This is a genomic window from Sphingomonas kyeonggiensis, from assembly GCF_014196745.1.
Taxonomy (GTDB): domain Bacteria; phylum Pseudomonadota; class Alphaproteobacteria; order Sphingomonadales; family Sphingomonadaceae; genus Sphingomonas; species Sphingomonas kyeonggiensis.
In genome coordinates, this window is record NZ_JACIEH010000006.1 from 57504 (window position 1) to 84462 (window position 26959).

The 26959-nt window shown below is 67.7% G+C and carries 22 protein-coding genes; 13 read left to right on the forward strand and 9 right to left on the reverse strand.

Annotated elements, in window-relative coordinates; all coding sequences use genetic code 11:
- Positions 1–217: 217 nt before the first annotated feature.
- The 3 genes from GGR46_RS24435 to GGR46_RS24445 are packed head-to-tail and all read right to left on the reverse strand — an operon-like array spanning position 218 to position 4134.
- Positions 218–886, reverse strand: a complete 669-nt coding sequence (locus GGR46_RS24435; protein ID WP_184000713.1) for a nitroreductase — start codon at positions 884–886, stop codon at positions 218–220.
- Positions 883–2025 carry an acyl-CoA dehydrogenase family protein gene (locus tag GGR46_RS24440; RefSeq protein ID WP_184000714.1) on the reverse strand — a complete coding sequence of 381 codons (1143 nt, stop codon included), beginning with the start codon at positions 2023–2025 and terminating at the stop codon, positions 883–885. The genes GGR46_RS24435 and GGR46_RS24440 overlap by 4 nt, the downstream gene beginning before the upstream one ends.
- A 21-nt stretch (positions 2026–2046) precedes the next feature.
- On the reverse strand, positions 2047–4134 hold the full coding sequence (locus GGR46_RS24445; protein WP_221263014.1) for a 3-hydroxyacyl-CoA dehydrogenase NAD-binding domain-containing protein: 2088 nt from the start codon (positions 4132–4134) through the stop codon (positions 2047–2049).
- 82 nt (positions 4135–4216) lie between these two features.
- On the opposite strand from GGR46_RS24445, the gene GGR46_RS24450 reads away from it, so the two are divergent.
- Genes GGR46_RS24450 through GGR46_RS24460 form a run of 3 tightly spaced genes read left to right on the forward strand, consistent with a single transcriptional unit; the run spans position 4217 to position 7195 of the window.
- A complete protein-coding gene (locus GGR46_RS24450) occupies positions 4217–4978 on the forward strand; it encodes an SDR family NAD(P)-dependent oxidoreductase (RefSeq protein ID WP_184000716.1) in 762 nt (253 codons plus the stop codon).
- Between the two features lie 13 nt (positions 4979–4991).
- Positions 4992–5981, forward strand: a complete 990-nt coding sequence (locus tag GGR46_RS24455; RefSeq protein WP_184000717.1) for an NAD(P)H-dependent flavin oxidoreductase — start codon at positions 4992–4994, stop codon at positions 5979–5981.
- Between the two features lie 11 nt (positions 5982–5992).
- Complete coding sequence (locus tag GGR46_RS24460) at positions 5993–7195, forward strand: acyl-CoA dehydrogenase family protein (protein WP_184000718.1); 1203 nt, start codon at positions 5993–5995, stop codon at positions 7193–7195.
- Positions 7196–7243: 48 nt separating this feature from the next.
- Here GGR46_RS24460 and GGR46_RS24465 read toward each other — a convergent pair whose 3' ends face one another.
- A complete protein-coding gene (locus GGR46_RS24465; protein ID WP_184000719.1) occupies positions 7244–8323 on the reverse strand; it encodes an acyl-CoA dehydrogenase family protein in 1080 nt (359 codons plus the stop codon).
- Positions 8324–8427: 104 nt separating this feature from the next.
- On the opposite strand from GGR46_RS24465, the gene GGR46_RS24470 reads away from it, so the two are divergent.
- On the forward strand, positions 8428–8745 hold the full coding sequence (locus GGR46_RS24470; RefSeq protein WP_184000720.1) for a hypothetical protein: 318 nt from the start codon (positions 8428–8430) through the stop codon (positions 8743–8745).
- A gap of 9 nt (positions 8746–8754) precedes the next feature.
- On the opposite strand, the gene GGR46_RS25775 is transcribed toward GGR46_RS24470, so the two are convergent.
- Entirely contained in the window at positions 8755–9498 is a 744-nt protein-coding gene (locus GGR46_RS25775; protein ID WP_184000721.1) for a helix-turn-helix transcriptional regulator, read from the reverse strand.
- Positions 9499–9617: 119 nt separating this feature from the next.
- Here GGR46_RS25775 and GGR46_RS24480 point away from each other — a divergent pair, with 119 nt between their 5' ends.
- Together GGR46_RS24480 and roxA are read left to right on the forward strand one after the other, a co-directional pair.
- Entirely contained in the window at positions 9618–10196 is a 579-nt protein-coding gene (locus tag GGR46_RS24480; protein WP_184000722.1) for a DUF3617 domain-containing protein, read from the forward strand.
- A 119-nt stretch (positions 10197–10315) separates the two neighbouring features.
- The gene (roxA, locus tag GGR46_RS24485; protein ID WP_184000723.1) at positions 10316–12331 is read left to right on the forward strand and encodes a rubber dioxygenase RoxA; all 2016 of its coding nucleotides are present in this window, start codon (positions 10316–10318) and stop codon (positions 12329–12331) included.
- Between the two features lie 63 nt (positions 12332–12394).
- Here the strand turns inward: roxA and GGR46_RS24490 are convergent, their stop codons facing one another.
- Positions 12395–13939 carry an acyl-CoA synthetase gene (locus tag GGR46_RS24490; protein ID WP_184000724.1) on the reverse strand — a complete coding sequence of 515 codons (1545 nt, stop codon included), beginning with the start codon at positions 13937–13939 and terminating at the stop codon, positions 12395–12397.
- A 145-nt stretch (positions 13940–14084) separates the two neighbouring features.
- Between GGR46_RS24490 and GGR46_RS24495 the strand changes: the two genes are divergently transcribed.
- The 3 genes from GGR46_RS24495 to GGR46_RS24505 are packed head-to-tail and all read left to right on the forward strand — an operon-like array spanning position 14085 to position 17316.
- Complete coding sequence (locus tag GGR46_RS24495) at positions 14085–15554, forward strand: acetyl-CoA acetyltransferase (RefSeq protein ID WP_184000725.1); 1470 nt, start codon at positions 14085–14087, stop codon at positions 15552–15554.
- The gene (locus GGR46_RS24500) at positions 15551–16168 is read left to right on the forward strand and encodes a glutathione S-transferase family protein (RefSeq protein WP_184000726.1); all 618 of its coding nucleotides are present in this window, start codon (positions 15551–15553) and stop codon (positions 16166–16168) included. The genes GGR46_RS24495 and GGR46_RS24500 overlap by 4 nt, the downstream gene beginning before the upstream one ends.
- On the forward strand, positions 16165–17316 hold the full coding sequence (locus GGR46_RS24505) for a CaiB/BaiF CoA transferase family protein (RefSeq protein ID WP_184000727.1): 1152 nt from the start codon (positions 16165–16167) through the stop codon (positions 17314–17316). The genes GGR46_RS24500 and GGR46_RS24505 overlap by 4 nt, the downstream gene beginning before the upstream one ends.
- Positions 17317–17452: 136 nt before the next feature.
- Here the strand turns inward: GGR46_RS24505 and GGR46_RS24510 are convergent, their stop codons facing one another.
- From GGR46_RS24510 to GGR46_RS24520, 3 genes are read right to left on the reverse strand one after another with little or no spacing between them, the layout of a single operon-like run.
- Positions 17453–19117 (reverse strand): GMC family oxidoreductase, encoded by a 1665-nt coding sequence (locus GGR46_RS24510; protein ID WP_184000728.1) that lies wholly within the window; start codon positions 19115–19117, stop codon positions 17453–17455.
- Positions 19117–20031, reverse strand: coding sequence for an oxygenase MpaB family protein (locus GGR46_RS24515; protein WP_184000729.1), 915 nt, complete (start codon positions 20029–20031; stop codon positions 19117–19119). Before GGR46_RS24515 ends, GGR46_RS24510 begins: the two co-directional genes overlap by 1 nt.
- 4 nt (positions 20032–20035) lie before the next feature.
- Positions 20036–22519 (reverse strand): TonB-dependent receptor, encoded by a 2484-nt coding sequence (locus GGR46_RS24520; protein WP_184000730.1) that lies wholly within the window; start codon positions 22517–22519, stop codon positions 20036–20038.
- 145 nt (positions 22520–22664) lie between these two features.
- Here GGR46_RS24520 and GGR46_RS24525 point away from each other — a divergent pair, with 145 nt between their 5' ends.
- The 4 genes from GGR46_RS24525 to GGR46_RS24540 all read left to right on the forward strand — a co-directional run bounded on the left by GGR46_RS24525 (position 22665) and on the right by GGR46_RS24540 (position 26917).
- Complete coding sequence (locus GGR46_RS24525) at positions 22665–23375, forward strand: helix-turn-helix transcriptional regulator (protein ID WP_221263015.1); 711 nt, start codon at positions 22665–22667, stop codon at positions 23373–23375.
- Between the two features lie 49 nt (positions 23376–23424).
- Positions 23425–24075 carry a TetR family transcriptional regulator gene (locus tag GGR46_RS24530; RefSeq protein WP_184000731.1) on the forward strand — a complete coding sequence of 217 codons (651 nt, stop codon included), beginning with the start codon at positions 23425–23427 and terminating at the stop codon, positions 24073–24075.
- Between the two features lie 86 nt (positions 24076–24161).
- Positions 24162–25775, forward strand: coding sequence for a fatty acid--CoA ligase (locus GGR46_RS24535; RefSeq protein ID WP_184000732.1), 1614 nt, complete (start codon positions 24162–24164; stop codon positions 25773–25775).
- Positions 25775–26917: an acyl-CoA dehydrogenase family protein gene (locus tag GGR46_RS24540; RefSeq protein ID WP_184000733.1), complete on the forward strand. Its 1143-nt coding sequence runs from the start codon at positions 25775–25777 to the stop codon at positions 26915–26917. Before GGR46_RS24535 ends, GGR46_RS24540 begins: the two co-directional genes overlap by 1 nt.
- The last annotated feature ends 42 nt before the right edge of the window (positions 26918–26959 follow it).

Below are 26959 nucleotides of genomic sequence, written 5' to 3' on the forward strand. Positions count from 1 at the left end.
TGCGGGCGAGCGAAGTGCCTCCCTGATGTTATCGCTATCATCGGTTTGCCGTCTGTCAATCCGGGGGGAGTCGATTGGAAGCGGTTCCAAATTCGTATTGATGCAAACTGTTGCATCGCTGCGACAGATTGGGGTGTCGCCGGGCCGTTCGGCCGGTTCGGGAGGCGCGATTTTCGGTCCGGATCGGTGGCGTTTCGGAATTCGAGTCGGTGCCGGATCAGCCGTGGAAGCTCGCCCATTCGGCAAGCGGCGCCCGCTCGACCGGGAAGCGGTTGATCGGCGCGTCCGGATCACGGAAGCCGATTGCCATGCCCGTGAACAACAATTGCTCCCCGGGGATCTCGAGGAAATCGCGGACCGTGGCGTGGTGGACCGACCAGGCTTCCTGCGCGCAGCTGTCGAGCCCGGCTTCGCGCAGGAGCAGCATCAGCGTCTGGAGGAACATGCCGCAATCGGACCATTGCGGCGGGCCGTGATCGCGGCGCAGCGTGCAGAACAGCCCCACGGGCGCGCCGAAGAACTGCCAGTTGGCGGCGAACCAGCGGAGGCGGGCGGCCTTGTCCTCGCGCGGGATGCCCAGGCTGGCGTACATCGCCTCGCCCACGGCGAAGCGGCGGTCGCGATAGGGGCTGCCCAGCGGCTGGGGGTAGACCTGATAGTCTGGCGGGTCGCCGAACGGGGCCTCGGCGAGGCGTGCATGCATGATCGCCCTGAGCCGGTCCATCGCGTCGCCCGACACGACATGGACATGCCAGGGCTGGAGATTGCCGCCCGAGGGCGCCCGGCCGGCACGCGCGATCAGATCGGCGAGCAGGTCGATGTCGACTGGCCTGTCGAGGAACGCCCGGACCGAGCGGCGGCTGGCGACGGCTTCGCTGACGTTCAAAGCGAACGCCCGATCACTTCCTTCATGATCTCGTTCGTGCCGCCATAGATCCGCGACACCCGGGCATCGCGCCACAGCCGGGCGATCGGATATTCGTTCATGTATCCGGCCCCGCCATGGAGCTGCAGCGCGGCGTCGCACACTTCGCCCTGCAGATCGGTGTGCCACAGCTTGGCGGCCGATGCCTCTACCGCGGTCAGCTCGCCGGCGACGTGCCGGCGGATCGCCCAGTCGAGATGCGCCCAGCCGACCTGGAGCTTGCTCGCCAGGTCGGCGAGGACGAAGCGGGTGTTCTGGAAGTCGAACACCGTCTTGCCGAACGCCTTGCGCTCCTTGACGAAGGCCAGCGCCTCGTCGAACGCGCGCTGCGCCGCCGCCTGCGCGCCGACCGCGATCGACAGCCTTTCCTGGGGAAGCTGGTTCATCAGATACGCGAAACCGCGCCCTTCCTCGCCCAGGCAATTGGTGATCGGCACGCGGACATCGTTGAAGAACAGCTCGGACGTATCCGCCGAATGCTGGCCGATCTTGTCGAGGTTGCGCCCGCGGGCGAAGCCTTCGCGATTGGCTTCGACGAGGATCAGCGAAATGCCCCTGGCGCCCGCCTCGGGATCGGTCTTGGCGACGACGATGATCAGGTCGGCGTTCTGGCCGTTGGTGATATAGGTCTTGGAGCCGTTGACGACATAATGATTGCCGTCCTTGCGCGCGGTGGTCTTCACGCCCTGCAGGTCCGATCCCGCGCCCGGCTCGGTCATCGCGATCGCGGTGACGACTTCGCCCGAGATCATCCCCGGCAGCCATTGCCGCTTCTGCTCCTCCGATCCGTAATGGAGGATGTAATCGGCGACGATGTCCGATTGCAGCGTGATGCCTGCCGACGAGCCCGACCAGGCCAACTCCTCGCCGACCACGGCGTTGTAGCCGAAGTCGAGGCCGAGCCCGCCATATGCCTCCGGCATCGTCGGGCAGAGTAGCCCGGCCTCGCCGCAGTCGCGCCAGAACTGGCGGTCGACGATGCCTTCCTTCTCCCAGCGCTCGAGATTGGGCGTCAGTTTCGCATCGAAGAACTTGCGCACCTGGTCGCGGAAAAGCGCGTGGCTCTCGTCATAGGCGGTGCGGCCATTGGTGTTCAGCACATCCCGTCTCCTTATGTGGTCTCAGGCCACTTCAATGACGCGCGCTGCCGGCGCGGCGCTGCGATATTGGTGGAGCGGCTTGCCCTGCTCCGCAAGCGCGCGCAGCAGCGGGGAGGGGGCATGGCCCATCTCCTCCAGCGCATCGGCGATCTTCGCCAGCCCCACGCCGTCCGCCCAGAACAGCGGCCCGCCGGTGAACACCGGCCAGCCATAGCCATAGACCAGGGCGACATCGACGTCGGACGCGCGGATCGCCACGCCTTCCTCCAGGATCCTCGCGCCTTCATTGACCACCGGATAGAGCAGCCGCGCGACGATCTCCTCGTCGCTGAACGCGCGCTGCGTCACGCCGGTCTTCGCGGCGAAATCGCGGATCAGCTGTTCGGCAATGGGTGAGGGTGCAGCCCGGCGCTTATCGTCATAATCATAATAGCCGCCGCCCTTCTTCTGCCCCCAGCGGCCCATCTCGCACAGCACCTCCACCACGCTCGACGAACTGCTGGTCGCCGCATCCCAGCCGATCACGTCGAGCCCGACCAGGTCGAGCATCGCGAACGGCCCCATCGGGAAGCCATAGTCGAGCATCACCCGGTCGACCTCCCAGGGCAGCGGCCCTTCGAGGATCAATGCCTGGGCAGCGGCCATGCGCGGCGCCATCATCCGGTTGGCGATGAAGCCGTCGCACACCCGGCTCAGCACGGCTACCTTGCCGATCCTCCGGCCGATCGCCATCGCCGCGGCGACCACCTGCGGATCGGTCTCGGCACCGCGCACCACCTCCAGCAGCTTCATCACGTTCGCCGGCGAGAAGAAGTGCATGCCGACCACGCTCTCCGGCCGCCCGGTCGCGGCGGCGATCGCATCGACATCGAGGAAGGAGGTGTTGGTCGCCAGGATCGCGTCCGCCTTGGCCACCTTGTCGAGCCGTGCGAAAATCTCCTGCTTGAGCGACAGCTTCTCGAACACCGCCTCGATAATGAGGTCGACTTCGCCCAGCACCTCGAAATCGAGGCTGGGGGTGAGCAGGGCCATGCGCTGCTCGAACTGCTCGGCGCTCATCCGGCCCTTGTCGACCGAACCCTGATAGTTGCGCCGGATCGTCGCCACGCCGCGATCGAGCGCGTCCTGCGCCTGCTCGACGATCGTCACCGGCAGCCCGACATTGAGAAAGTTCATCGCGATGCCGCCGCCCATCGTGCCCGCGCCGATCACGCCGACGCGCTTCACCGGAATCTCGGGCAGGTCGGCCGCCAGGTCGGGCACCTTGGCGGTCTGGCGCTCGGCGAAGAAGAAATAGCGCTGGGCGGCGGATTCGCGGCTGCGGAACAGCTCCCAGAACAATTCCGCTTCGCGCTTCATGCCTTGGTCGAAGGGCAGGGTGACCGCGGCTTCGACCGCCTTGATGATGTTTTCCGGCGCCCTGAAGCCCTTGAACGCGCGGGCGTGCTTCGCGCGGAACGCATCGAACAGCGCGGGATCCTGCCCGGCGATCTTGTCCGTCCGGTCGCGAATCCGTGTGCGCGGCGCGTCGAGCTTGGTCTTGAGGAAAGCGACGGCATCGGCATGCAGCGCGTCTTCGCTGGTGATCGCATCGACCAGCCCCATCGCCAGCGCATCCTTTGCGCGCACCGGCTTGCCGATCGCCATCATCTCCAGCGCCGCCTCGGCGCCGACCACGCGCGGCAGCCGCTGGGTGCCGCCCGCTCCGGGCAGCAGGCCAAGCGCGACTTCAGGCAGGCCGAGCTTCGCCGAAGGGGTGGCGACGCGGTAGTCGCAGACCAGGGCCGTCTCCAGCCCGCCGCCCAGCGCGGTGCCATGGATCGCCGCGACCACCGGCTTGGGCGATCCCTCGATCAGCGCGAGCACGTCATGTAGCGGCGCGCCCGTGGGTGCCTTGTCGAACTCGCTGATGTCGGCACCGGCGATGAAGGTGCGCCCGGCGCAGATCAGGACGATGCCCTGCACGGTCTCGTCGGCGATCGCCGCGCGGAAACCCTGATCGAGCCCATCGCGGACTGCCGCCGACAATGCGTTCACAGGCGCGGAATCGAGCGTGAGCGTCGCGATCCCGTCCGCCACATCGAGTTCGGCGACCGAATTTATCTGCATGACTAAATTTCCTCTCGCGCTTTGTTTCGTTCGCATTTATTCGGATAATTAAATCGTAAAACAACTAGCGGAGTGGAGAGGCGTGGGCAACGGGGAACGCGATCTTGCGGGGCGTGTGGCGCTGGTGACGGGCGCGTCCTCGGGGCTCGGCGCGCGTTTCGCCCGGGTGCTGGCCGCACGCGGCGCCCGACTGGTGCTCGGGGCCCGCCGCGAATCGTTGCTCGCCGACTTGCGCGACTCGATCGCCGGCGAAGGCGGCGAAGCGATCGGTGTTGCGATGGACGTGACCGACGAAGCCTCGGTTCGCGCTGCCTATGATGCCGGCGAAACCGCGTTCGGCACGGTCGATACCGTTATTGCCAATGCCGGGATGAACATGGAGGGCCCGGCGCTCGATCTCGATATCGCCGCGTTCGACCAGGTGATGGCGGTCAATGTCCGCGGCGTATTCCTCACCGTTCGCGAAGGCGCCCGGCGGATGATCGCCGCCAAGGCCGATGGCCGCGTGCTGATCGTCTCCTCGATCACCGCGCAATCGGTCTCGCCGGGCCTCGCGGCGTACAGCGCCTCCAAGGCCGCGGTGCTCCAGCTCGGCCGGGTGCTGGCGCGCGACTGGGCGAACAAGGGCGTCAACCTCAACATCCTGTGTCCCGGCTATATCGAGACCGATCTCAACGCCGAATGGTTCGGTACCGAGGCCGGCCACAAGCAGATCGCCAAATGGCCCCGCCGCCGGCTGATGGACGGCGACGCGCTCGACGGGGCGGTTGCCTATCTCTGCGGCCCGGCGAGCCGCTTCGTTACCGGATCGGTGGTCACCGTCGATGACGGCCAGTCGCTCTGAAGGAGGAAAATCCATGATCCGCACCCGTTTCACCGAGGCTTTCGGCGTCGAGCATCCGATCGTGCAGGGCGGGATGATGTGGGTCGGCACCGCCGATCTCGTCGCCCCGGTCGCCGAGGCCGGCGCGCTCGGCTTCCTCACTGCGTTGACCCAGCCTACGCCTGAAGAGCTCATCAAGGAGATCGCCCGCGTCCGCGAACGTACCGACAAGGTCTTCGGGGTGAACCTGACGATCCTCCCCTCGATCAACCCGCCGCCCTATGCCGAATATCGCCGCGCGATCATCGAGAGCGGGATCGGGATCGTAGAGACCGCCGGCTACAAGCCGCAGGAGCATGTCGATGACTTCAAGGCCGCCGGCATCAAGGTCGTCCACAAATGCACCGCCGTCCGCCACGCGCTCTCCGCCGAGCGGATGGGCGTCGATGCGATCTCGATCGACGGCTTCGAATGCGCGGGCCATCCGGGCGAGGACGACATCCCCGGGCTGATCCTGATCCCTGCCGCCGCCGACAAGGTGAAGGTCCCGATCCTCGCCAGCGGCGGTTTCGGCGATGGCCGCGGGCTCGCCGCCGCGCTGGCGCTGGGCGCCGACGGCATCAACATGGGCACCCGCTTCTGCGCCACGCGCGAGGCGCCGATCCACGACAATTTCAAGGCCGCGATGGTCGCAAACGACGAGCGCGCGACCGAGCTGATCTTCCGCTCCTACCGCAACACCGCCCGGGTCGCCCGCAACGCGATCGCCGAGCAGGTCGTCGCGATCGAGCGGGAAGGCCGCCCGTTCGAGGATGTCGCAGCACTGGTGAAGGGCGCGCGGGGCCGCGAGGGGCTCGAGACCGGCGACACCGATCACGGCATCTGGACCGCCGGCATGATCCAGGGCCTGATCCACGACGTCCCCACCGTCCGCGAACTGGTCGAGCGCATCGTCGAGGATGCCGAGGCGATCATCTCGCGCCGTCTGGCGGCAATGCTCGTCCCCGAAGCCGTACCCGCCTGAAGGAGCCCCGCATGGACATGAACTGGACCCAGGCCGAGCTCGCCTTCCGCGACGAGGTGCGCGCCTTCCTCGCCGAGAAGCTGACCCCCGAGATCCGGCGCGCCGGCACGCTGGCGACCAGCGTCTATCCCGATCACGAAGCCAGCATGGCGTGGCAGCATATCCTGCACGCGCGCGGCTGGGCTGCGCCCCATTGGCCGGTCGAGCATGGCGGCTGTGACTGGACCGTCGCGCAGCATTATATCTTCAACCGCGAGCGGATCGCGGCCGGGGCGCCCTCGCTCTCGCCGATGGGCATCCACATGGTCGCCCATGTGATCATCCGTTTCGGTACGCCCGAGCAGAAGGCGTATTTCCTGCCCCGCATCCTCACCGGCGAGGTCTTCTTCTGCCAGGGCTATTCGGAGCCCGGTGCCGGCTCCGACCTCGCCTCGCTCCAGATGCGTGCCGAGCCCGACGGCGAGGATTTCGTCCTCAACGGCTCGAAGATCTGGACCACCCACGCCACCGAGGCGAACTGGATCTTCTGCCTGGTCCGCACGGCAAAGCTGGGCCGTCCGCAACAGGGCATCACCTTCCTGCTCGTGCCGATGGACCTGCCCGGTATCGAGGTCCGCCCGATCCTGATGACCTCGGGCGAGCATGTGCAGAACCAGGTCTTCTTCGACAATGTCCGGGCTCCGCGCGCCAACGCGCTGGGAGAAGTCGATGCCGGCTGGTCGGTGGCGAAGTACCTGCTCGAATTCGAGCGCGGCGGCTCCTATGCCCCCGCGCTGCAGGTGCGGGTGGGCGAGATCGAGGCGGCGGCGGGGAAGCGGTTCGACGATCCGGTCTTCGCCGCCCGGCTGGCCGAGCTGCGCATCCGCATCGACGTGCTGGAGATGATGGAGCTGCGCCTGCTCTCGGCCAGCGAAGGTGCCAGCGTCGGCGCGCTCGCCTCGATGATGAAAATCCTCGGCACCGAGCTGGCGCAGGACCTGGCGGCACTACACCTCGAAGCGGCCGGGGCGGAGGGGCTGGCCTATCAGCCGCACGCGGTGATGCCGGGCGGTGCCGTGCCGGCCCATGCTGCGCCGGCGGACGGCTATGCGACGGGCGCGCCGTGGCAGGCGCTGGCGCCGCTGCGCTATCTCAACGAGCGGGCCGGGTCGATCTATGCCGGCTCGAACGAGATCCAGCGCAACATCCTGGCGAAGGCGGTGCTGGGGTTGTGAGCCCATATTAAAATCCTCCCCGAGCTTGTCTCGGGGAGGAATTAAACGTCAAGCCGCCCGCATCAGCGCGGCATAGCGCGCCACCTGCTGCTCGGTGCTCCCGAAGAGCTGCGCGATCACCGTCGCGCGCTTGAAATAATGGCCGACCGCGAGTTCGTCGGTCATCCCCATCGCCCCGTGCAGCTGCACCGCATTCTCGCCGATGAAGCGTGCTGCCTTGCCGATCGTCGCCTTGGCCGCGGCGACCGCGCGGGCGCGGGTTTCCGGCGGGGCGGGGAGATTGAGCGTCGCGAGATGGCTCGCCGACACCGCCTGCTCCAGTGCCAGGAACATGTCGACCATCCGGTGCTGCAGCGCCTGGAAGCCGGCGAGCGGCTGGCCGAACTGGCGGCGCTGCTTGGTGAATTCCACGGTGTCGTCGAGCATCCGGCGCAGCACGCCCACCGCCTCGGCGCAGAGCGCGGCGCGGGCGGTATCGAGCACCGTCTCGATCAGCGTTCCGGCCGTTCCCGAGGTGCCGAGCAGCGCCCCGGCGGGAAGCTGCAGGTCGATGTCCAGATCGGCGGCGGGACGATCGTCGATCAGCTGATAGCCATGCAGGGTGACGCCGGGCGTGCCGGTCTCGGCCAGGAACAGCGAGGGACCGTCGCCCGCGGTGCGCGCGGCGAGGATCAGGTGGCTCGCGCCCGGCGCGCCGATCACGACCGGCGCCTGGCCGGTGAGATGCCAGCCGCCGGGCGCCGGCTCGGCGCGCAGGGTGGTGGCTTCGAGCACGGACGCGATGCGGAGGGTGCCGGTGGCGATCTCTGGCAGCAGGTCGGAACCGCAGGCCCGGAGCAACGCGCCGCCGATCACCACGGTCTCGAGAAAGGGCTCGGCAACCAGCGCCTCGCCCAGCACCTCCATCACCACCATCGTCTCGACCGGTCCGCCGCCCAGCCCGCCGGCGGCTTCGGGCAGTAGCGCGGCCAGGATGCCGAGATCGGCCAGGCCCTGCCACAGCACGAGATCCTGCCCGCGCCCGGCATGCACCCGCGCCCGGCGCGCCTCGAAGTCATACTGCTCGCGCAGATACCGCCGCAGCATGTCGCGGAGCATCGTCTGGTCTTCGGAAAGATCGAAATTCACTGCAGTGCCTCCATGGGCAAAGCCTTGAGGAAGCACGGCGATGCGGCAACTGCGAAAAGTGCTAGGGCGTGGCGGCGGAGATGGCGCGGGGCTAGACTCTAGCGATGACACCCGAAGCTCTGGATGCGCTCGAAGCGCTCGAACAGGCCGCGTCTGCCGGCCCTTGGCATGTCCGCCGACTGGATGACGAGGATTGCATGGGCGCCCTTGCCGTTTCCACGCGTCCCGACACCGGGCGAAGCGAGAGCATGCGATCGGGGGAATGGCGTGGGGAGGAGATGGTCGCTGCCTGCCTTGTCCAGGCCTCGCCCTATGTCGTTCCGGCGGATGACAGGTTCGAGGAGAATGCCGTGCTGATTGCAGCGGTACGCAATGCGCTTCCGGAACTTATCCGGCTGGCGCGGCTCGGTTTGAAGGCCTGAGGCCCATCCTCACCGCGCGCTGACGAACCCCAGGCCCGCCGCGATCTGGATCGCCTGGGCGCGGCCGGTGCTGCCCAGCTTCGAGCCGGCATTGCGCAGGTGGAAGCGTACCGTGGAGGTCGAGAGCGACAGGATGATGCCGATCTCGCCATCGGTCTTGCCCGCCGCCGCCCAGCGCAGGCACTGGACCTCGCGCCGGGTGAGCACCATCGGTGCAGCGGGCGCGCGCAGGCGGGACGAAGCCTCGGCATGGCTGGCGACCAGCTTGAGCGCCAGGCCCTGCAGGCGCACCGCATGTTTGGCGAACACCGCCTCCACCCCGGCGGGCTCGCGTGCCGCCCAAACCACCGCGCCGACGATCGCGCGGGGCAGATGCACCGGCGCGATGATCGCCGCGGCGATGCCGGTGGTCGCGGTCACCTGGCGGCAATCGATCGCGTCGAGCAGGGCGCTGGTCCGCCAGGTCCCGAGCCTGCCCCCGGCATAGAAGCAGGGCTCGGCCATCACCCGCGCGGCCTGGAGGAAGGGAGCGTGCAGCGCGAGCCGGCGATTGTGCCAATAGTGATCCGTGGGATCGAGCCACTGGAAATGCGTCTCCGCATAGGGGCGGCCATCGGCGTCGCGCATCGGCTCGGGATCGGCGATGTCGCCCTGCGCCGCGACGAAGGGCAGGCCGATCGCGATGCCCGTCTCGCGCACTTCCTCGATCAGCAAATTGGTCTCGGCCCATGCCCGGTCGCGTTCGATCGCCATGCCTCTCTCCCGAAACCCTGTGACGGGTACCAGCTTGATCTGTTCTGCCGGCAGGCGATGGTCTGCAGCAAATAAACAGGCTCCGGAAGCCAGAAAACGGAGCGAAATGGGAGAGTTGGATGACGCGATTTCTTATCGGATCGGCGATCCCTTTCCTGTTGCTCGCGGCCGGCTGCGACTGGGGTTCGAGCATCGATCTACGCAATGAATCCGGCTCGGTCGTGGCGGAGCAGATCCGCAAGGTCGCGGCCGGCAACGACTTCGCCCAGCCGGGGCGCTGGGAAACGAAGATCACCCTCAACCAGGTCGATGCCCCGGGCATGCCGGCGGGCTTTGTCGAGAAGCTGAAGACGCAGATGCGCCAGCCCCAGGCGGCCGCCAGCTGCCTGACGTCCGAGGATGTGAAGAAGGGCGCCTTCTATGTCGGCGAGGAGAACCAGGCCTGCCGCTACGAGCGTTTCGCGATGGGGAAGGGCAGGATCGACGGCTTGCTGCGCTGCGCCGACCAGATGGGCACGCGCTCGATGGCGATGTCGGGCAGCTATGCCCGCGACAGATACCAGCTCGTCGTCACCACCGACAGCCAGAGCGCGCAACAGACGGGCGCGGCAGGCAAGGTGTCGGTGACGATGACGATGGACGCGCATCGCTCCGGGCAATGCCTGGGGACGGAGGGGCGGCCGCTGACGCGTCTCTAGTCACTCCAAACCTGCCACGTTCGCCAGCTTGTTGGCGAAGCCCCCGCAAAGCATTTTCCGATCAAATGCCGGCACAGCGGCCCTGCCGCGGGATGACCGGCGATAATGGGAGAGGTGCGATGGCCAACTGGACTGCCCTGCTTGCGAGCGCTGCCATACCCGTGACGCTTGCCCCTGCCGCGCTGGCACAGACCCAGCCGCTGCTCGACGAATCCGCGATCCGCTCGCCCCTGGCGGCCGGGTGCGCCGGCAAGTCGGACGCGACGCCGCTGCCGGTCGATCCGCGCACGCTGATCACCCCCAGCGTCAACAGCAATCCGAACGGCGCCGTCCGCTTCAATTCCTTTTTCACCAACCTGCACAATCCGCCGGCGCCCTATGTGAACCGCCTGCCGGCGCGCCCGACGACCTGCGGCGCCTGGCGCGCCAGCGTCGCGCGCGGCAAGCAGAACCTCGAGACCCGCCAGTACTTCCTGCCCTTCTCGCGGGCCCAGGATTACGACAAGCTCTGGGCAGTGTGGGGCCTGTCCTCCAAGCCCGCCGATTTCAACGAGCAGGTCGAGAAGCGCTACGGCTTCTATCCCGCACCCTTCCGCAATCCCTATCCGCTGCCCGGCGAGAACCCCAACACCACCAATGGCGGCTCGGGCCAGCTTCCGCTCGGCCTGATCCAGGGCAAGGGCGATGACGGCAAATGGACCGGCACGATCACCGCGTCCTGCTCGGCCTGCCACGACTCGCGCCTCGGCACGACGAGCGAGGCGAACTTCACCTGGGGCCTGCCGAACAGCGCCAATGACGCAGGCCTGCTCGCTTCGGACCTGTTCCGCACCAGCCCGGTCACCTGGCTCGGCCTCGCGCTGCCGATCCCGTGGAGCGACGGCCGCGGCTCCAGCGACGCGATCGGCCTGATCACGCTGCTGCCGGCGCTGTTCGACATGGACACGCTGCAGCTCGCCCCCAGCCTGCTCGAATATACGCCGGACACGCCCGCCGGCGGCATGACCAAGGCGCCGGCCTGGTTCAACCGCGCCTTCAAGACGCGGCAATTCTGGGACGGCTCGCTCACCTCGGACAATGTCCATTCGGAGATGGCGTTCGGGGTCGCCACACTCACCCGCGATGCCGGTGAGCGGCGCGCGCTGGAGAGCGATTTCGAGGACATCAACAACTTCCTGCTCTCGCTCTCGGCGCCCAAATATCCGGGCACGATCGATCGGCCGCTGGCCGAGCAGGGCGCGGTGCTCTTCCATGAGCGCGATCTCTGGGCGAACGGCGCCAATGTCGAGATTCCGCGCCAGCCGGGCAATGGCTCCTGCGCGAGCTGCCACGGCGTCTATTCGCCGCGCTACGCGAACGACACCGCCTATCTGCCCGATCCGCGGCTCAAGGGCCTGCCGGGCAACGTCACCCCGATCGAGACGATCCAGACCGATCCGCGCCGCTTCAACCTGTTCGCCGATCCGCGCCAGCGCCGCGCCTGGAACAGCAGCTGGTGGGCGTACAACTCGCTCAGCCCGAGCTGGTACGGCTATCCGGTCGAGTCGCTGATCGCGAGCTCGATCCGCCGCGTCTATCGCGCGGTCTACAATAATGGCGGGCCGATCTATTCGCCGCTCGGGCCGAACGAATGGGTGGAGCCCAAGGGCTATGTCTCGCCGCCGCTCTATGGCGCCTGGGCGGGCGGACCGTTCCTGCACAATGGCAGCGTTCCGGACGTCTGGGGCATCCTCAAGCCGTCGGACCGCCCGGCAGTGTGGAAGCGGCCCTATTCGGCGGCGGGCATCGGCGGCAAGAACCAGGGCTATGACTATAGCTTCGCGTCGTACGATTTCGCCAAGCTCGGCTGGAAGTACGAGACGATGAACTGCAGCACATCGGCCTCGGTCCCGCCCTATCAGCCCTGCAATGGCCAGGCGACGCCGGATCGCCTCTATTCGGCCTTCTCCAACGCCGCCGCGGGCTATCTCAACCTGGCATACCAGACGCCGCCGCCGATCACCGACCAGCAGATCCGCTCGCGCATGAGCTTCAACAGCAACCTCTATGGCGACAGCAATGGCGGCCACACCTTCACCCAGTCGCTCAGCGATGCCGAGCGGCTGGCGCTGCTGGAGTATCTGAAGACGCTGTGAAGTGGCGGGGGCTGCGACGGCGCCCCCCAGCCGTCATCCCCGCGAAGGCGGGGATGACGGCGTTTAGCCGAGCGCGGCTTCTTCGGCTGCCTCCCAATAGCGATCCCGCAACAGCCGCTTGTAGAGCTTCCCCGTCGGATGGCGCGGCAGCTCCGCGACGAAGTCGATCCGCCTCGGCTGCTTCACCCGGGAGAGCTGCGGTGCGAGCCACTCGGCCAGTTCCTCGGCCAGCGCGGGGGAGGGTGGCACCCCTTCAGCCGGCTGCACCACCGCCACCACCTGCTCGCCCATATCGGCATGCGGCGCCCCGATCACCGCGACGTCCGCCACCTTGGGGTGCAGCACGAGCAGGTTCTCGATCTCCTGCGGATAGATGTTCACCCCGCCGGAGATGATCATGAAGCTCTTGCGGTCGGTGAGGTAGAGATAGCCCTCGGCGTCGACATGGCCGACATCGCCGAGCGTGGTCCAGCCGTGCCTGTTGGCCGCCGCCGCCGTCTTCTCGCTGTCGTTGTGATAGTGGAAGCCCGGCCCGCCCTCGAAATGGACCAGGCCGGTCTCGCCGGCGGGCAGCGGCTCACCCTCCTCGTCGCAGATGCGCAGCGTGCCGAGCACCGCGCGCCCGACCGAGCCCGGATGCGTCAGCCAATCCTTGGCGCCGATCATCGTCAGGCCATTGCCCTCGGTTCCGGCATAATATTCGAGCAGCACCGGCCCCCACCAGTCGATCATAGCCTGCTTGACCGGCACCGGGCAGGGCGCCGCGGCATGGATCGCCATCCGCAGCGAGGTCAGGTCGTGCCGGCTGCGCGCCGCCTCGGGCAGCTTGAGCATGCGGATGAAGTGCGTCGGCACCCACTGCGCATGCGTCACCTTGTGCCGCTCGATCAGCGCCAGCGCCTGTTCGGGATCGAATTTTTCCATCACCACCACCGTGCCGCCCAGCCGGTGCACCGCCATGCACCAGCGCAGCGGCGCGGCATGATAGAGCGGGGCGGGGGAGAGGTAGATCGTATCGGCATCCACCGCCGCATGCCGCGCGATGCCGACCATCGCATTGGGCATGGTGATGTCGGTCTCGGGCAGCTGCGGCCGGATGCCCTTGGGCCGGCCGGTGGTGCCCGAGGAATAGAGCATGTCGGTGCCGGCGCGCTCGTCGGCGATGCGGGTGACCGGCATCGCGCCCACCTCGGCTTCCCAGCTGCGGAAGGGTGGGATCGCGCCGTCGAGCATGAACAGGGCGACGTCATCCAGCGCCACCTCCGCTGCCACGGCGCTCGCGACCGATGCCAGCGCCGCGGAGGAGATCAGCGCCCGCGCGCCGCTGTCCCGGAGGATGAACGCGGCCTCGCTCGCCGTCAGCCGCGAGGACACCGCCACGAAATAGAGCCCCGCGCGCTGCGCGCCCCAGGCGATTTCGAGGAAGCGGAAATGGTTCTCGAGCAGCACCGCCACCGCGTCGCCAGGCTGGAACCCCAGCGCACGGAACAGCTGCGCCGCCTGGTTCGAGCGTGCCTCAAGCTCGCCATAGCTCAGGCTCTCGCCCGTCTCGGCGAGGATCAGCGCGGGTTTCTCCGGCGCGGTTTCGGCGTGGACGCAGGGATGCATTCGGCCCTCTCTCCTCTCCTCGGAAGCGGTTTCCGCTCTCCGATGCGCAGCATAGCCGAACCAGGGAAATGCGCTGCTATCGCTAGTGATAGTTCCGCATGGAGGTGCGCACGCCGATACCGGGCAGGCGACCAGGGAGAGGAAAATGGCGCCAGACACGCCCGTGATACTGGGCATCGGGGAGTCGATCGACCGCCCCTTCGCGATCAGCTCGGCCAGGGAACCGCTGGCGCTGATGGCAGATGCCGCGCGCGCTGCCGATCGGGATGCAGGCGGCGGCCTGCTCGCCCAGGTCGATGCGCTCGACGTGGTGAGCATCGTCAGCTGGCGCTATGCAGATGCGGCAGCCTCACTGTCCGCGGAACTCGGCATCGCGCCGGCGCTGCGCGCCAATCACGCGGTCGGCGGGGAATCGCCGGTGCGCCTGATTCATGAAGCGGCATTGCGCATCGCGCGGGGCGAAAGCCGGGTCGCGCTTATCGCCGGGGCAGAAGCACAGCACAGCGCGGCGCGGGCGAAGCGCGAAGGCGAGATGCCGCCCTGGACGCCCTTCGCCAAGGACGCCCCCTCGCCCTTGCGGGGTGCGGACATCGTGCATCCGCTGGCGCTCCGCCACGGGCTCTCCACGCCCACCCAGGTCTATCCGCTGTTCGAGATGGCGAGTGCCGCGCTCTGGGGGCAGTCACCTGCCGAGGCGCGGGTGGAGTCGGGTAGCCTCTGGGCGCGCTATGCAGCGGCGGCGGCGGAGAACCCGCGCGCCTGGATGCGCAAGGCACCTGGCGCGGACGAGATCGTCACGCCGGGCGAGGCCAACCGGCTGATCGCCTGGCCCTATACCAAGCTGATGGTCGCCAATCCGCTGGTCAACCAGGGCGCCGCGGTGATCGTCACCAGCCTCGAAGCCGCGCGTCAGGCCGGCATTCCGGACGAACGGATCGTCCATATCCTCGGCGGCGCGGCGGCGAGCGAGCCGCGCGATTTCCTCGCCCGCGACGGCTTTGCCGGCAGTCCGGCCCAGGACGCGGTGCTCGCCGCGGCCTCGGCGCTGGCGCCGCAGGGTTTCGACGTGCTCGAGCTCTATAGCTGCTTCCCCTGCGTCCCCAAGATGGCGCGACGCAGCCTCGGCCTCGGGCCGGACGTGCGGCCGAGCGTGACCGGCGGCCTGACCTTCTTCGGCGGGCCGCTCAGCAACTACATGCTGCACGCCGCCTGCGCGATGGTGCGCGCGGTGCGCGGCGGCGGGGTGGGGCTGCTCTATGGCCAGGGCGAGTTCGTCACCAAGCATCACGCACTGGTGCTGGCCGGGCAGGCGGGTGCGGAGATCGCCCCGGACTATTCGGTGCAGGCACAGGCCGATGCCAGGCGCGGGCCGGTACCCGAGCTGGTCGAGCCCGAACCCGGCCCGGCGACGCTCGAAAGCGCGACGATCCTCTACCAGCGGGACGGCTCGGTCGAACGCGGCGTGGTGGTGCTGCGCACCCTCGAAGGCGCGCGGACGCTCGCGAGCGTGCCGGCCGAGGATCGCGAGACGCTCGCCCTGATCACCGACGATGCCCGTTTCCCGGTCGGCCTGATCGGCACGATCACCGAGCAAGGCGCGTGGAGCCCGAAATGACCGTCACCCTCTATCACTGCCGCGATGCGCGCTCGTTCCGCGTGCTCTGGATGCTCGAGGAACTGGAAGCCGAATACCGGCTCGAGTTGCTGCCTTTCCCGCCGCGGGACCGCGCGCCGGAATATCTCGCGCGCAACCCGCTCGGCACGATCCCGCTCTTCCTGGAGGGCGATGCCCGGATGACCGAGTCCGCCGCGATCTGCCACTATCTCGCGACCACGCGCGGTGATGGGTGCTTCGCCATCGCCCCCGGCGCGCCCGGCTATGCGGCCTATCTCGACGCGCTCTCCTTCGGCGAGGCGACGCTCACCTTCCCGCAGACCCTGGTGCTGCGCTACGCGATGTTCGAGCCCGAGGACCGGCGCCAGCCCCAGGTCGCCGACGATTACCGGCAATGGTATCTCGCGCGACTGCGCGGCCTCGACGCGATGCTCACTTCCACGGACTATGTCGCCGGCGACCGCTTCACCGCGGCGGACATCTCGGTCGGCTATGCCTTGATGCTCGCCGAGTTCCTCCGGATCGGCGATGGCGGCGCGCCGCGCATCGCCGCCTATTGGGAGCGGCTGCGCAGCCGGCCCGCCTTCGTCCGCGCCAAGGCCGCCCAAGCATGAAGATGCTCGAGGGTATCCGCATCGTCGACCTGACGACGATCGTGTTCGGCCCCTATGCCACCCAGATGCTCGCCGACATGGGCGCCGAGGTGATCAAGGTCGAGGCGCCGGGCGGCGACCAGACCCGCCAGTTCGGGCGATCCCGGGCTGCTGCGCGGCAGATGGGGCCGGTCCACTGCACGCTCAACCGCGGCAAGCGCGCGATCGCGCTCGACCTCAAGGTGCCGGAGGATGCCGGGACGATGCGCCGGCTGCTCGCCACTGCCGATGTCTTCATCCACAATGTCCGCGGCGAGGCGATGGAGCGGCTCGGCTTCGGCTATGAAGCGGTGCGCGGGCTGCGCGCGGACATCGTCTATGTCCATTGCCAGGGTTTCGGCTCGGGCGGGCCGTACGAAGGCCTCCAGGCCTATGACGACGTCATCCAGGCGGCTACCGGCACCGCGACGCTGTTGCCGCGCGCCGACGGCAATCCGGCACCGCGCTATCTGCCCTCGCTGATCGCCGACAAGGTCGCCGGCCTTTACGGCGCCCAGGCGGTGCTCGGTGCGCTGGTCCACCGGCTGCGCAGCGGGGAGGGGCAGTTCGTCGAGGTGCCGCTGTTCGAGAGCTTCGCGCATTTCATGCTGCAGGAGCATCTGTTCGGCGCCGCCTTCGATCCGCCGCTCGAACCGGCCGGCTATCCGCGCCAGATCGATCCCAACCGCCAGCCTTTCCCTACGGCTGACGGTCATGTCAGCATCGTGCCCTATACGCCGGCGACGATCGCGAAGCTGTTCGAGCTGCTCGGCGCTACGCATGTGTTCGACGATCCGCGCTTCACCACGCCGATCGACCGGCTGCGCAACATCAGCGCACTCTACGGCGAGATCGCCCAATACACGCCGGCGAGGACCAGCGCGGAGTGGGTTCGAATCCTCAACGCCGGCGGAGTGCCCTGCATGCCGGTCCGCGACCTGGACAGCATCCGTGACGACCCGCATCTCGCAGCGACGGGCTTCTTCCGGGCGCGAAGCCATCCGGAGGAAGGGGAGTATGTCGAGATGCCCCTGCCGATCCGCTTCGGGGTGCGGGAGGTGCCGGAAGGCGCGGTGCCGCCGGGGATCGATGCGGATGGGGACGCGATCCGGCGGGAGCTCGAAAAGTAATCGTCATCCCGGCGAAAGCCGGGATCTCAGGCGAAGGCGCAAACGGCAGGACAGGAGCCGCACGAGATCCCGGCTTTCGCCGGGATGACGGTTGTGGTGTGGGATGACGGTTTGGGGCAAGGAACCCCGTCCGGAGCTAAGCCGCCACCCGCGCTTTCGCCGCTGCCAGGATCATGTCGCTGGCCTTTTCCGCGATCGCGATCGTCGGGGCGTTGGTGTTGCCCGACACGATCCGCGGCATGATGCTCGCATCGACCACGCGCAGCCCCGCCACCCCGTGCACGCGCAGCTCCGGATCGACCACCGCGCGCGGGCCGTGCCCCATCATGCAGGTTCCCACAGGATGATAGAGCGTCGTCCCGGCCCGCCGCGCATGGGCGAGCAGCTCGGCGTCGCTCTGCAGCTCGGCGCCCGGCTGCAGCTCATGCGCGATGAAGTCGGCCAGCGGCTGCTGCGCGGCGATCCGCCGACCCCAGCGCAGCCCGGCGACGATGACTTCCTGGTCTAGCGGAGCGCTCAGGTAATTGGGCGTGATCCGCGGCGGCGTCAGCGGATCGGCCGAGCGGATGCGCACGGTACCGCGCGATTCCGGGCGGAGCTGGCAGGCGGCGATGCTGATCCCCGGCAGCTTCTCCAGCTGCATCTTCTGCAGCCGGGCCAGCGCGTCGCCGTCCACGGTGGCGGGCAGGATGTGGAACTGGATGTCGGGCGAGGCGAGATCGGGCCGCGAGCGGCAGAAGGCGGCGATGTGCGCGGCGGACAGCGTCAGCAGCCCCTTGCGCGCCACCGCATAGCGCGCGACCTCACCGAGCAGCCGCAGCCCCCGGCTCAGCTCGTTGACCGAGACGGTGCCCGGCTTGAGCCGGTAATTGGCCGAGATCAGCAGATGGTCCTGGAGGTTCTCGCCCACCCCGGGCAGGTCGCGCACCACCGCGATGCCCTTCTCGCGCAGTAATTCGCCCGGGCCGATGCCGGATAGCTGGAGCAACTGCGGCGAGTTGATCACCCCGCCCGCCAGGATCACTTCGCGTGCCGCATGCGCCACCAGCCGCTCGCCGCCGCGCAGGAATTCCACTCCGGTCGCCCGGCCGTCTTCGATCGCCACCCGCGTCGCCTGTGCATGGGTGACCACACGCAGGTTCGGCCGCCGCATCGCCGGATGGAGATAGGCCACCGCCGCCGAGCAGCGCCGCCCGTCCCGCACCGTGAGCTGGTACCAGGCGACGCCTTCCTGCTCGGGCCCGTTGATGTCGCGCTGGGGCAGGCCGAGCGCCTCGCACGCCTGCACCACTGCTTCGGACACCGGGTGCGAGCCGGCGGGATCGGTCACGCTCAACGGCCCGCCCGCGCCGTGCGTCTCGCAGGCGCCGTGCTGCTGGTCCTCGGAGCGGCGGAAATAGGGGGCGATGTCGTCCCACGCCCAGCCTTCGCAGCCCATCTGCCGCCAGCCGTCATAATCGGCGCGCTGGCCGCGGACATAGAGCAGCCCGTTGATCGAGGAAGACCCGCCCAGCACCTTGCCGCGCGGCCAGATATGGCGGCGGCCCTCGGTGCCGGCATCGGGCTCGGTGCGGTAGAGCCAGTTGACCTTGGGGTCCTTCAGCGTCTGCGCATAGCCGACGGGCACGTGGATCATCAGGTTCGACAGGAACTGCCCGCGCTCGCGCAGCGGCCGGTCGTCGCCGCCCGCCTCCAGCAGCAGCACGCGGTTGCGGCCATCGGCGCTCAGCCGGTCGGCGAGCACGCAGCCGGCCGAACCGGCGCCCACGATCACATAATCGGCTTCGAAGACTTCGGGCATCAGGCTTTCCGGCGACGATAGAGGTAGTTGGCGGGCAGGCCGAGCCGCTTGCTGGCCTCGACCGGTGGCGTGCCGGGGATCGGAATGCGCTCGAACAGCGCGCCGAGCGCACGCACGGTGCGGCGTTCCCAGCCGCGCAGCCGCCATTCTCCCCCGTTCAATGCAAACATCGTGCACGCCCAATCGGGCAGCAGCGCGATTGCCGCCCGCACCATCATGCCCTGGAAGGGGCGGAGTGGAATCGGCAAGCCTTTGGTATTCAACATGATTTCCAGAAACTGGCCGAGGATCGCGTGCGGCTCCAGCTTCGGCCGCATCGCCGCGAACTGTGCTTCCTGGTCTGCGACCGAAAGGGGCGCGCCATGCGCAAGGAACAGGTCGGCCGAGGGCTTGGCCTCTCGATAGGAGCGGTCCTTCTCCGCCGGCGTCAGTGTGCGGCAATAGGCCGAATAGGCTTCCATGAAGCCGAACCCGACCGTGCACTGCACCCAGTTCAGCAGCTCCGGGTCATTGGCATGATAGGCTTCGCCGCCGGGCGTCGTCCCGCGCACCCGCTCGTGCATCCGCGTAACCCCGGTGATCACCTTGATGGCGACAGTGGCGGGCGCATAGACGCTGACATGGGTGACATAGCCGGTGCGCTGCAGCCGGGTCAGCGGATCGGTCGGGAAGATCGAATGCTCCCACACGCCGGAGCGCACCCTTGGCTCGCCCAGCTCGAGCAACACCGCCGCGATCCCGCCGACGAACAGCGCGACGGGATTCTTGAACACCGCCCAGGCCACCGAGTCCGGCGGATAGAGCGCCGCCGCGCCTGGCAGGTTGGCATAGTCGATGCGCGGCAGGATTCGCTTGCCCCCCGGCGCCGCAGCGGGCGCGGGGCCGGGGGGAAGCGGGATGGCCTGCTCGCGCATCGGATCAGAAGCCGGCGGTCAGCGAGGCGCCGAAGGTGCGCGGCCGCCCGGCATAGCGGACGTTCAGGTTCTGGTTGTCCACCACCGAGGTCCAGTAATATTCGTTGGTCAGGTTGCGCGCCCAGAGCGTCAGGCCCCACTTCCCATCGGCACTGGCGATGCCGATGCTGCCGTTGACCAGCGCATAGCCCTTGATCCGGAACAGCGGATCCTCGCCGAAGTCGCTGTGCGTCTCGCTCTGATAGGTGGCGTTCGCCGTCGCCTGGAAGTTCAGGCTGGAGGAGATCGGCAGGTTGAGCGTCGCGGTGCCGCTGGTCGAGAATTCCGGCGCGAACGAGAATTCCGATCCGTCGTAATTGGTCGGGATGCCCGCCGCATTGGCACCGGTATAGTCGGTGATCTTGGTCTTCAGATAGGTCGCGTTCCAGCTGAAGGTGAAGGCCGGCAAGGGCCGCAGCGTGATCTCGCCGTCGATGCCCCAGGCATGCGAGCTCGGGATGTTCACCAGCCGCTGCAGCGCGCCGAAGGTGGGATCGGCGACGTAGGAGCTGAACTGCTTGTCGGTGTAATCATAGTAGAAGCCGCTGACGTTCACCTGGGCGAAGCGACCGCCGACCGCAGTCTTGATGCCGGCCTCATAGGCGGTCAGCTTCTCCTGGCGCGCCGGGCTGAACTGCACGGCGCGGTTGGCCGGCACGATCGGCACCACGCCCGATTTCACGCCGCGCGCGATCGAAGCGTAGAGCAATGTGCTCGGCGCCGCCTGGTAGTTGAGCGAGAAGCGGCCCGAGAAATTGCTCTCGTCGAGCACCGAATGGACCAGAGTGTCCGAATTGGTCGCGGGATCATAGGTTGTGCAGCCATTCTTCTGCACCATCGGCGCGATCACGCCATAGCTCTGGAAGATCACCGCGCGGCCGGCGGTGTTCACGATCGGCAGGTAGTTGCCGTTATAGTCGATCGAGCAGCCGCCCAGCTCGCCATGATCGATGCCGAAGCGCGCGCCGGCATTGATCTTGAAGCCGCTGCCCAGCTCGAACTCGCCGGTCGCGAAGCCGCTATAGGTCTCGTTATAGCCGCTCGCGATGCCCGCGCCCTGGCGAAAGCCGACCGCGACCTGGGCGGGCGTGTAGCCGGCGCTGTTGAAGATCGCGTTGGTCACCGGATTGGCCAAGATCCCCTGCGCGGCGAGGCGCAGATAGACGACCGAGCTGTTCTCGCCGATCAGGAAGCGGCTGTTCTCGCGCAGATCGTCATGGGCGAAATAGCCGCCCACCGTCCAGCGGAAGCCCGGGCCATTGCCCTCGAAGCGCAGCTCCTGCGAGAAGGACTTGATCCGCGCGTCATATTGCGTCGAGACGATCTCCCACGGCGCACCGCTGAAATCGACCACGTCCTTGCGGGTGAAGTCGTTGTATCCGGTCAGCGAGATGACCGAGAGCTGGTCGTTGGGCGACCAGGTCAGCCGCATCTGGGCCGAGACGAAGTCCGACTTGGCGCGGGGCGGCCCCATGCCGGTGGCGAGGCCCACCGTGGCGGCACGTGCCGAAGCGGGCTGCCAGCCGGCATCGCTGGCGCGGGTCGGCTGGTTGTTCTGCAGATAGGCGAGTAAAGTCGGCGAATTGAAGTCGCCCGGACCAACTGCCGGGGAAGCGGCGGAGAGCCGGTTGGTCAGGTTCAAGCTGATCGCCTGGCCCGCCTGGGTATCCGAACGGTCGCGCCAGCCCGAGACGGTGATCAGCCCCTCGAACTTGCTCGACGGCTGGAAGCTCAACGAGGCACGGGCGCCCCAGCGCTTGACCCGGCCCAGCTTCTCGCCGCGGCTCTGGTCGATCTGCCAGCCTTCGTCGCTGTTCTCGTCACGGCCCGACACGCGCAGCGCGGCATTGTCGCCCAGCGGCAGGTTCAGATGCGCCTCGACATTATAGGTCTTGTAGTTGCCCACCTCGATCGTGCCGCCCGCGGCGAAATCCTTGCCCGGCTTGGCGGTGATGAAGTCGATCAGGCCGGCGGTGGTGTTGCGGCCATAGAGCGTGCCCTGCGGCCCCTTGAGCACTTCTACGCGCTCCAGGTCGTAGATCGGGCCACCCGCCATCGAGGGATAGGGATAGGCCAGCTCGTCCTGGTAGATGCCCACGGTCGACGTGGCGGTGATGTTGGTGGTGTTGAAGCCGATGCCGCGCAGCGTGAAGATCGGCACGCCCGAATAGGCGGGGGCGACCTGAAGCCCCGGCACCGAGCTGGCCAGCGACTCGACATCGGTGATCTGCAGGTCCTTCAGCGTGTCGGCGGACAGCGCCTGCACTGCCAGCGGCACCTTGTTGATCGATTCCGAGCGGCGCTGGGCGGTGACGACGATCTCGTCGTTCACGGTCTGCGGTCCCTCGGCCTTGGGCGCCGGGGCATCCTGCGTTTCCTGTGCCAGTGCGGGGGCGGCGAGCAGCAGCCCGAGCGCGGATCCCATCAGCAAGCCTGCCTTGATCGCCATGTCCTCTTCCCCTCCATGTCGCCGATCCGCCTCGATTGTCGGGGTCGATTTCCGGCTGTTGTTTGCTTGAATAATTAGCTTTAGGAAGGCACCTGTGCAGCTATCGCATGTGACAGGGATGAATATGACCGGCACCGCTGAGATTATGCCCCATGAATTGGCGGCCCGAATAGTCGAGCATGGCGGCCGCATGGGCCTGCCGCTGATCGCCGCCTGCGCCGACATCAGTAGCGCCCGGCCGGTGCAGCTGGCCGACGGCACGCCGATCAGTGCGCTGTTCGAATTCACCCATGATGCCGGCGCCTATTGGGCCCAGGGCGATTTCGCGCTGCGCAACGCGATCGTCTCGGTCGCGCGGCACCTGGCGGAGCCCTTCTACTACGACCAGGGCCGCATCCGCAGCTGGCGCCCTTTGCGGATCGAGGCGCAGATCGAACGCGAGGCGATGCAGCGCAGCTACCGGGTGGAAAGCGCGATCGTCGCGCCCGTCCACCTGCCCGCCGGGGTGATCGGCGCCGTGGTCTGGGCGACGACGACGCCGGGGCTCGACGTGGATGCGATCTTCGCGCGCGAGGCTGAGCTGCTCCAACCGCTGGCCCTGCGCTTCATCGCGACCTGCAATGCCGGCCCCGACGCCTCGACCGAGATCGTCCAGCATCGGCTGACCCGGCGCGAGGTCCAGTGCCTCAAGCTGGCGGCTGCAGGTAAGACGGACGGCGAGATCGGCACGATCCTCGGTCTGTCGGTGCCGACGATCCGCTTCCACATGCGCCGCGCCAGCAGCCGGCTGGGCGAGAATGGCCGGCTGCGCACGGTGCAGCGCGCGGTGGCTTTGGGTTTCGCGCGGCCCAACTGACAATGATGGGAGGTTGGCGCGACGGTGTCGCGCCGGTTAAGGTACGGAAATGGCAAGCAAGGCAAAGGCCCCGCTCGTGCGGCTGGAGGCAAGTTCGGCGGATCAACTGCTCAACGCGACCAGCGCGTTGATGATCGAGCGCAACACGGTCGACATCACCTTCGCCGATATCGCGGAGAAATCGGGACTCAACGCCGCGCTGATCCGCTATCATTTCGGCAGCAAGCTCGGCATGTTCATGGCGCTGCTCGAGCGCGATGCCGGCGGCACGTTCGACGATCTCGAGCGGCTGGTGAAGGCCGACATGGATGCCGGCCAGAAGCTGCGCCACCATGTCCACGGCATCATCAAGGTCTATTACCGCTACCCGTACATGAACCGGCTGGTCGCCGCGCTGGCGGTGGAGACTGACAGCGAGACCGCGCGCTTCATCTCGGAGCGGTTCAGCCGGCCGCTGGCCGCGGCGCAGAAAGCGATCCTCGAGCAGGGAGAGGCCGAGGGCCTGTTCCGCAAGATCGATCCGATGCTGTTCTATTTCTCGCTGATCGGCATGTGCGACCATCTCTTCATCGGCCGCCATTCGCTCCGCTACGCCTTTGGGGTGGAGGATATCGATGACGATCTGCGCAAGGCCTATGCCGTGCACGTCACCGATCTGCTGATGCGCAGCGTGCTGGTGAAGCCCGAAACCGACGCCTGACTTGCGAATCGCTTAATCAAGCGATTAAACAATGCTCGAGGGCGATAACGCCCCGCGGTTTCAAACCGGCTCGAGAGGAGCGGCATATGGGCGATACTTTGGTAGCGGAAGCCTCACCGGGCTGGATCGATTTCGAGGCGATGCCCCGGCTGGGCGACATCCCCGCCTATCATGCGCGACACCGCCCCGAGGCGATCGCCACCCGCTTCGAAGGGCGGGACAGTGATTGGGCCACGCTCGACCGGCGCAGCGACCAGGTCGCCCGTGCGCTGCGTGCTGCCGGTTGCCGGGTGGGCGACCGTATCGCCTATCTCGGCAAGGGCAGCGACGAATTTTTCGAGCTGCTGTTCGGCGCCGCCCGCGCCGGCGTGGTGATGGTGCCGGTCCAGTGGCGCCTTGCCACTGCGGAGGTCTGCAAGATCCTGGGCAATGCCGAGGTCAGCCTGCTCTTCGCCGGCCCCGACCAGATCGGCCGCGCTGCCGAATGCGCCAACGACCTGATCCGTGAGACGATCGCGATGGAGGACGGGGCTGAGGGTTTCGGGCGCTTCGCCGCCTGGCGCGACGCCGCGCCCACCGATCCGATTCCCGACGATGTCGAGGCGAGTGACGTCGCGCTCCAGCTCTACACTTCGGGCACCACTGGCGAGCCCAAGGGGGTGATGCTCAGCCACGCCAACCTACTGCGTGGTCGCACCGATTCGATGGCGCAACCGATGCCGTGGAACGAGTGGCTGGAGGGCGACGTCAACCTCGTCGCGCTGCCGCTCGGCCATATCGGCGGGGTCGGCTGGGCGATCGTCGGCTATTTCAACGGCGCCACTTCGATCGTCCACCGCGAGTTCGTGCCTGCCGCGGTGCTCGATGCGATTGCCAAGGGCGGCGTCACCAAGATGTTCGTCGTCCCCACCGCGCTCCAGATGCTGCTGATGCTGCCCGGCGTGCGTGAGGCCGATTTCAGCCGGCTGCGCTACATCCTCTACGGCGCCTCGCCGATTGCGCTCGAGTTGCTGCGCGAGGCGACCGAAGTGTTCGGCTGCGGCTTCGCCCAGCAATATGGCATGACCGAAACCTGCGGCACGATCGTTTACTTGCCTCCCGAGGATCACGATCCCGCCGGCAATGAGCGGATGCGCAGCGCCGGCCTGCCGATGCCGGGCGTCGAGATCCGCGTCGTCCATCCGACCGAGCGGACCCCGCTGCCGGTCCGCGAAGTCGGCGAGGTCGAGACCCGCTCGGTCGCCAATATGGTCGGCTATTGGAACCTGCCCGAGACCACGGCGGAGACGGTGGACGGCGGGGGCTGGCTGCGCACCGGCGACGCCGGCTATCTCGACGAGGACGGCTATCTCTATATCTGCGACCGCTTCAAGGACATGATCTGCTCGGGCGCCGAGAACATCTATCCGGCCGAAGTGGAGAGCGCGATCTACGGCCATCCCGCCGTGCAGGAAGTCGCAGTGATCGGCGTGCCGCACGAGAAATGGGGCGAGGAGGTCAAGGCGGTGGTCGTGCCCCGGCCCGGCGCCGAGCCCGACGAGGCCTCGATCCTCGCCTATGCCCGCGAGCGGATCGGCGGGTTCAAGGTCCCCAAGTCAGTCGATTTCGTCGAGGCGCTGCCGCGCACCCCTTCGGGCAAGGTGATGCGCCGGGCGCTGCGCGATCCCTATTGGGCCGGCCGCGATCGGGGGGTGAACTGATGCTCGATACCACCCGCCGCACCGGTCAGGACGAGAGCCAGGCCCTGTTCCGCGAAAGCGTCCGCCGCTTCCTCGCCGCCGAGGGCGTCCCGCATCTCGATCGCTGGGAAGAAGCCGGCATCGTCGATCGCGACTTCTGGACCAAGGCGGGCAGCGCCGGCCTGCTCTGCCCGACCGTGCCCGAAGCCTATGGCGGCCCCGGCCTCGATTTCGCCTACAACGCGATCGTCACCGAGGAGCACGCCTATGCGCGCGTTCCCTCGGGCATCACCCTCCAGTCGGACGTGCTGGCCGATTATTTCATCGCCTATGGCTCGGAAGAACAGAAGCGCGAATGGCTGCCCGGCATGGTCTCGGGCGAGAAGGTGGCGGCCATCGCGATGACCGAGCCCGGCGCCGGATCGGACCTGCAGGCGATCCGCACCACCGCGCGGCTCGACGGCAACCACTATGTCATCAACGGCACCAAGACGTACATCTCGAACGGGCAGACCGCCGATGTTGTGATCGTCGTCGCCAAGACGAACGTGGAGCTCGGCGCCAAGGGCACCAGCCTGTTCCTGGTCGAGGCCGACCGCGCCGGCTTCGCGCGCGGGCGCAACCTCGACAAGATCGGCCTGCACGGCGCCGACACCAGCGAGCTGTTCTTCGAGGATGTCCGCGTGCCGGCGACCAACATGCTCGGCCAGGAAGGCCGCGGCTTCGCCTACCTCATGCGCAACTTGCCCCAGGAGCGCCTGACCATCGCGATCGGTGCCCAGGCCAGCGCGCAGCGCGCGTTCGACGAGGCGCTCGGCTTCGTGAAGGAGCGCAAGGCGTTCGGGAAGACGGTGTTCGATTTCCAGAACACCCGCTTCACCCTCGCCGACCTCGCCGCGAAGCTCCAGATCGGCTGGGCGCATGTCGACTGGGCGCTCGCCCGGCATTTGCGCCACGAACTGACGCCCGAGGAAGCCTCGGCCGCCAAGCTCTGGCACACCGATACCCAGTGGCAGATCATCGACGCCGCGCTCCAGCTCCATGGCGGCGCCGGTTACATGAACGAATATCCGATCGCCCGGATCTGGCGCGACGCGCGCGTCTCGCGGATCTTCGGCGGCACGAACGAGATCATGAAGGAAGTGATCGGGCGGGGGCTGTAGGCCAACTCCCTCTCCCCGTGCGCGGGGAGAGGGTAGAGGAGG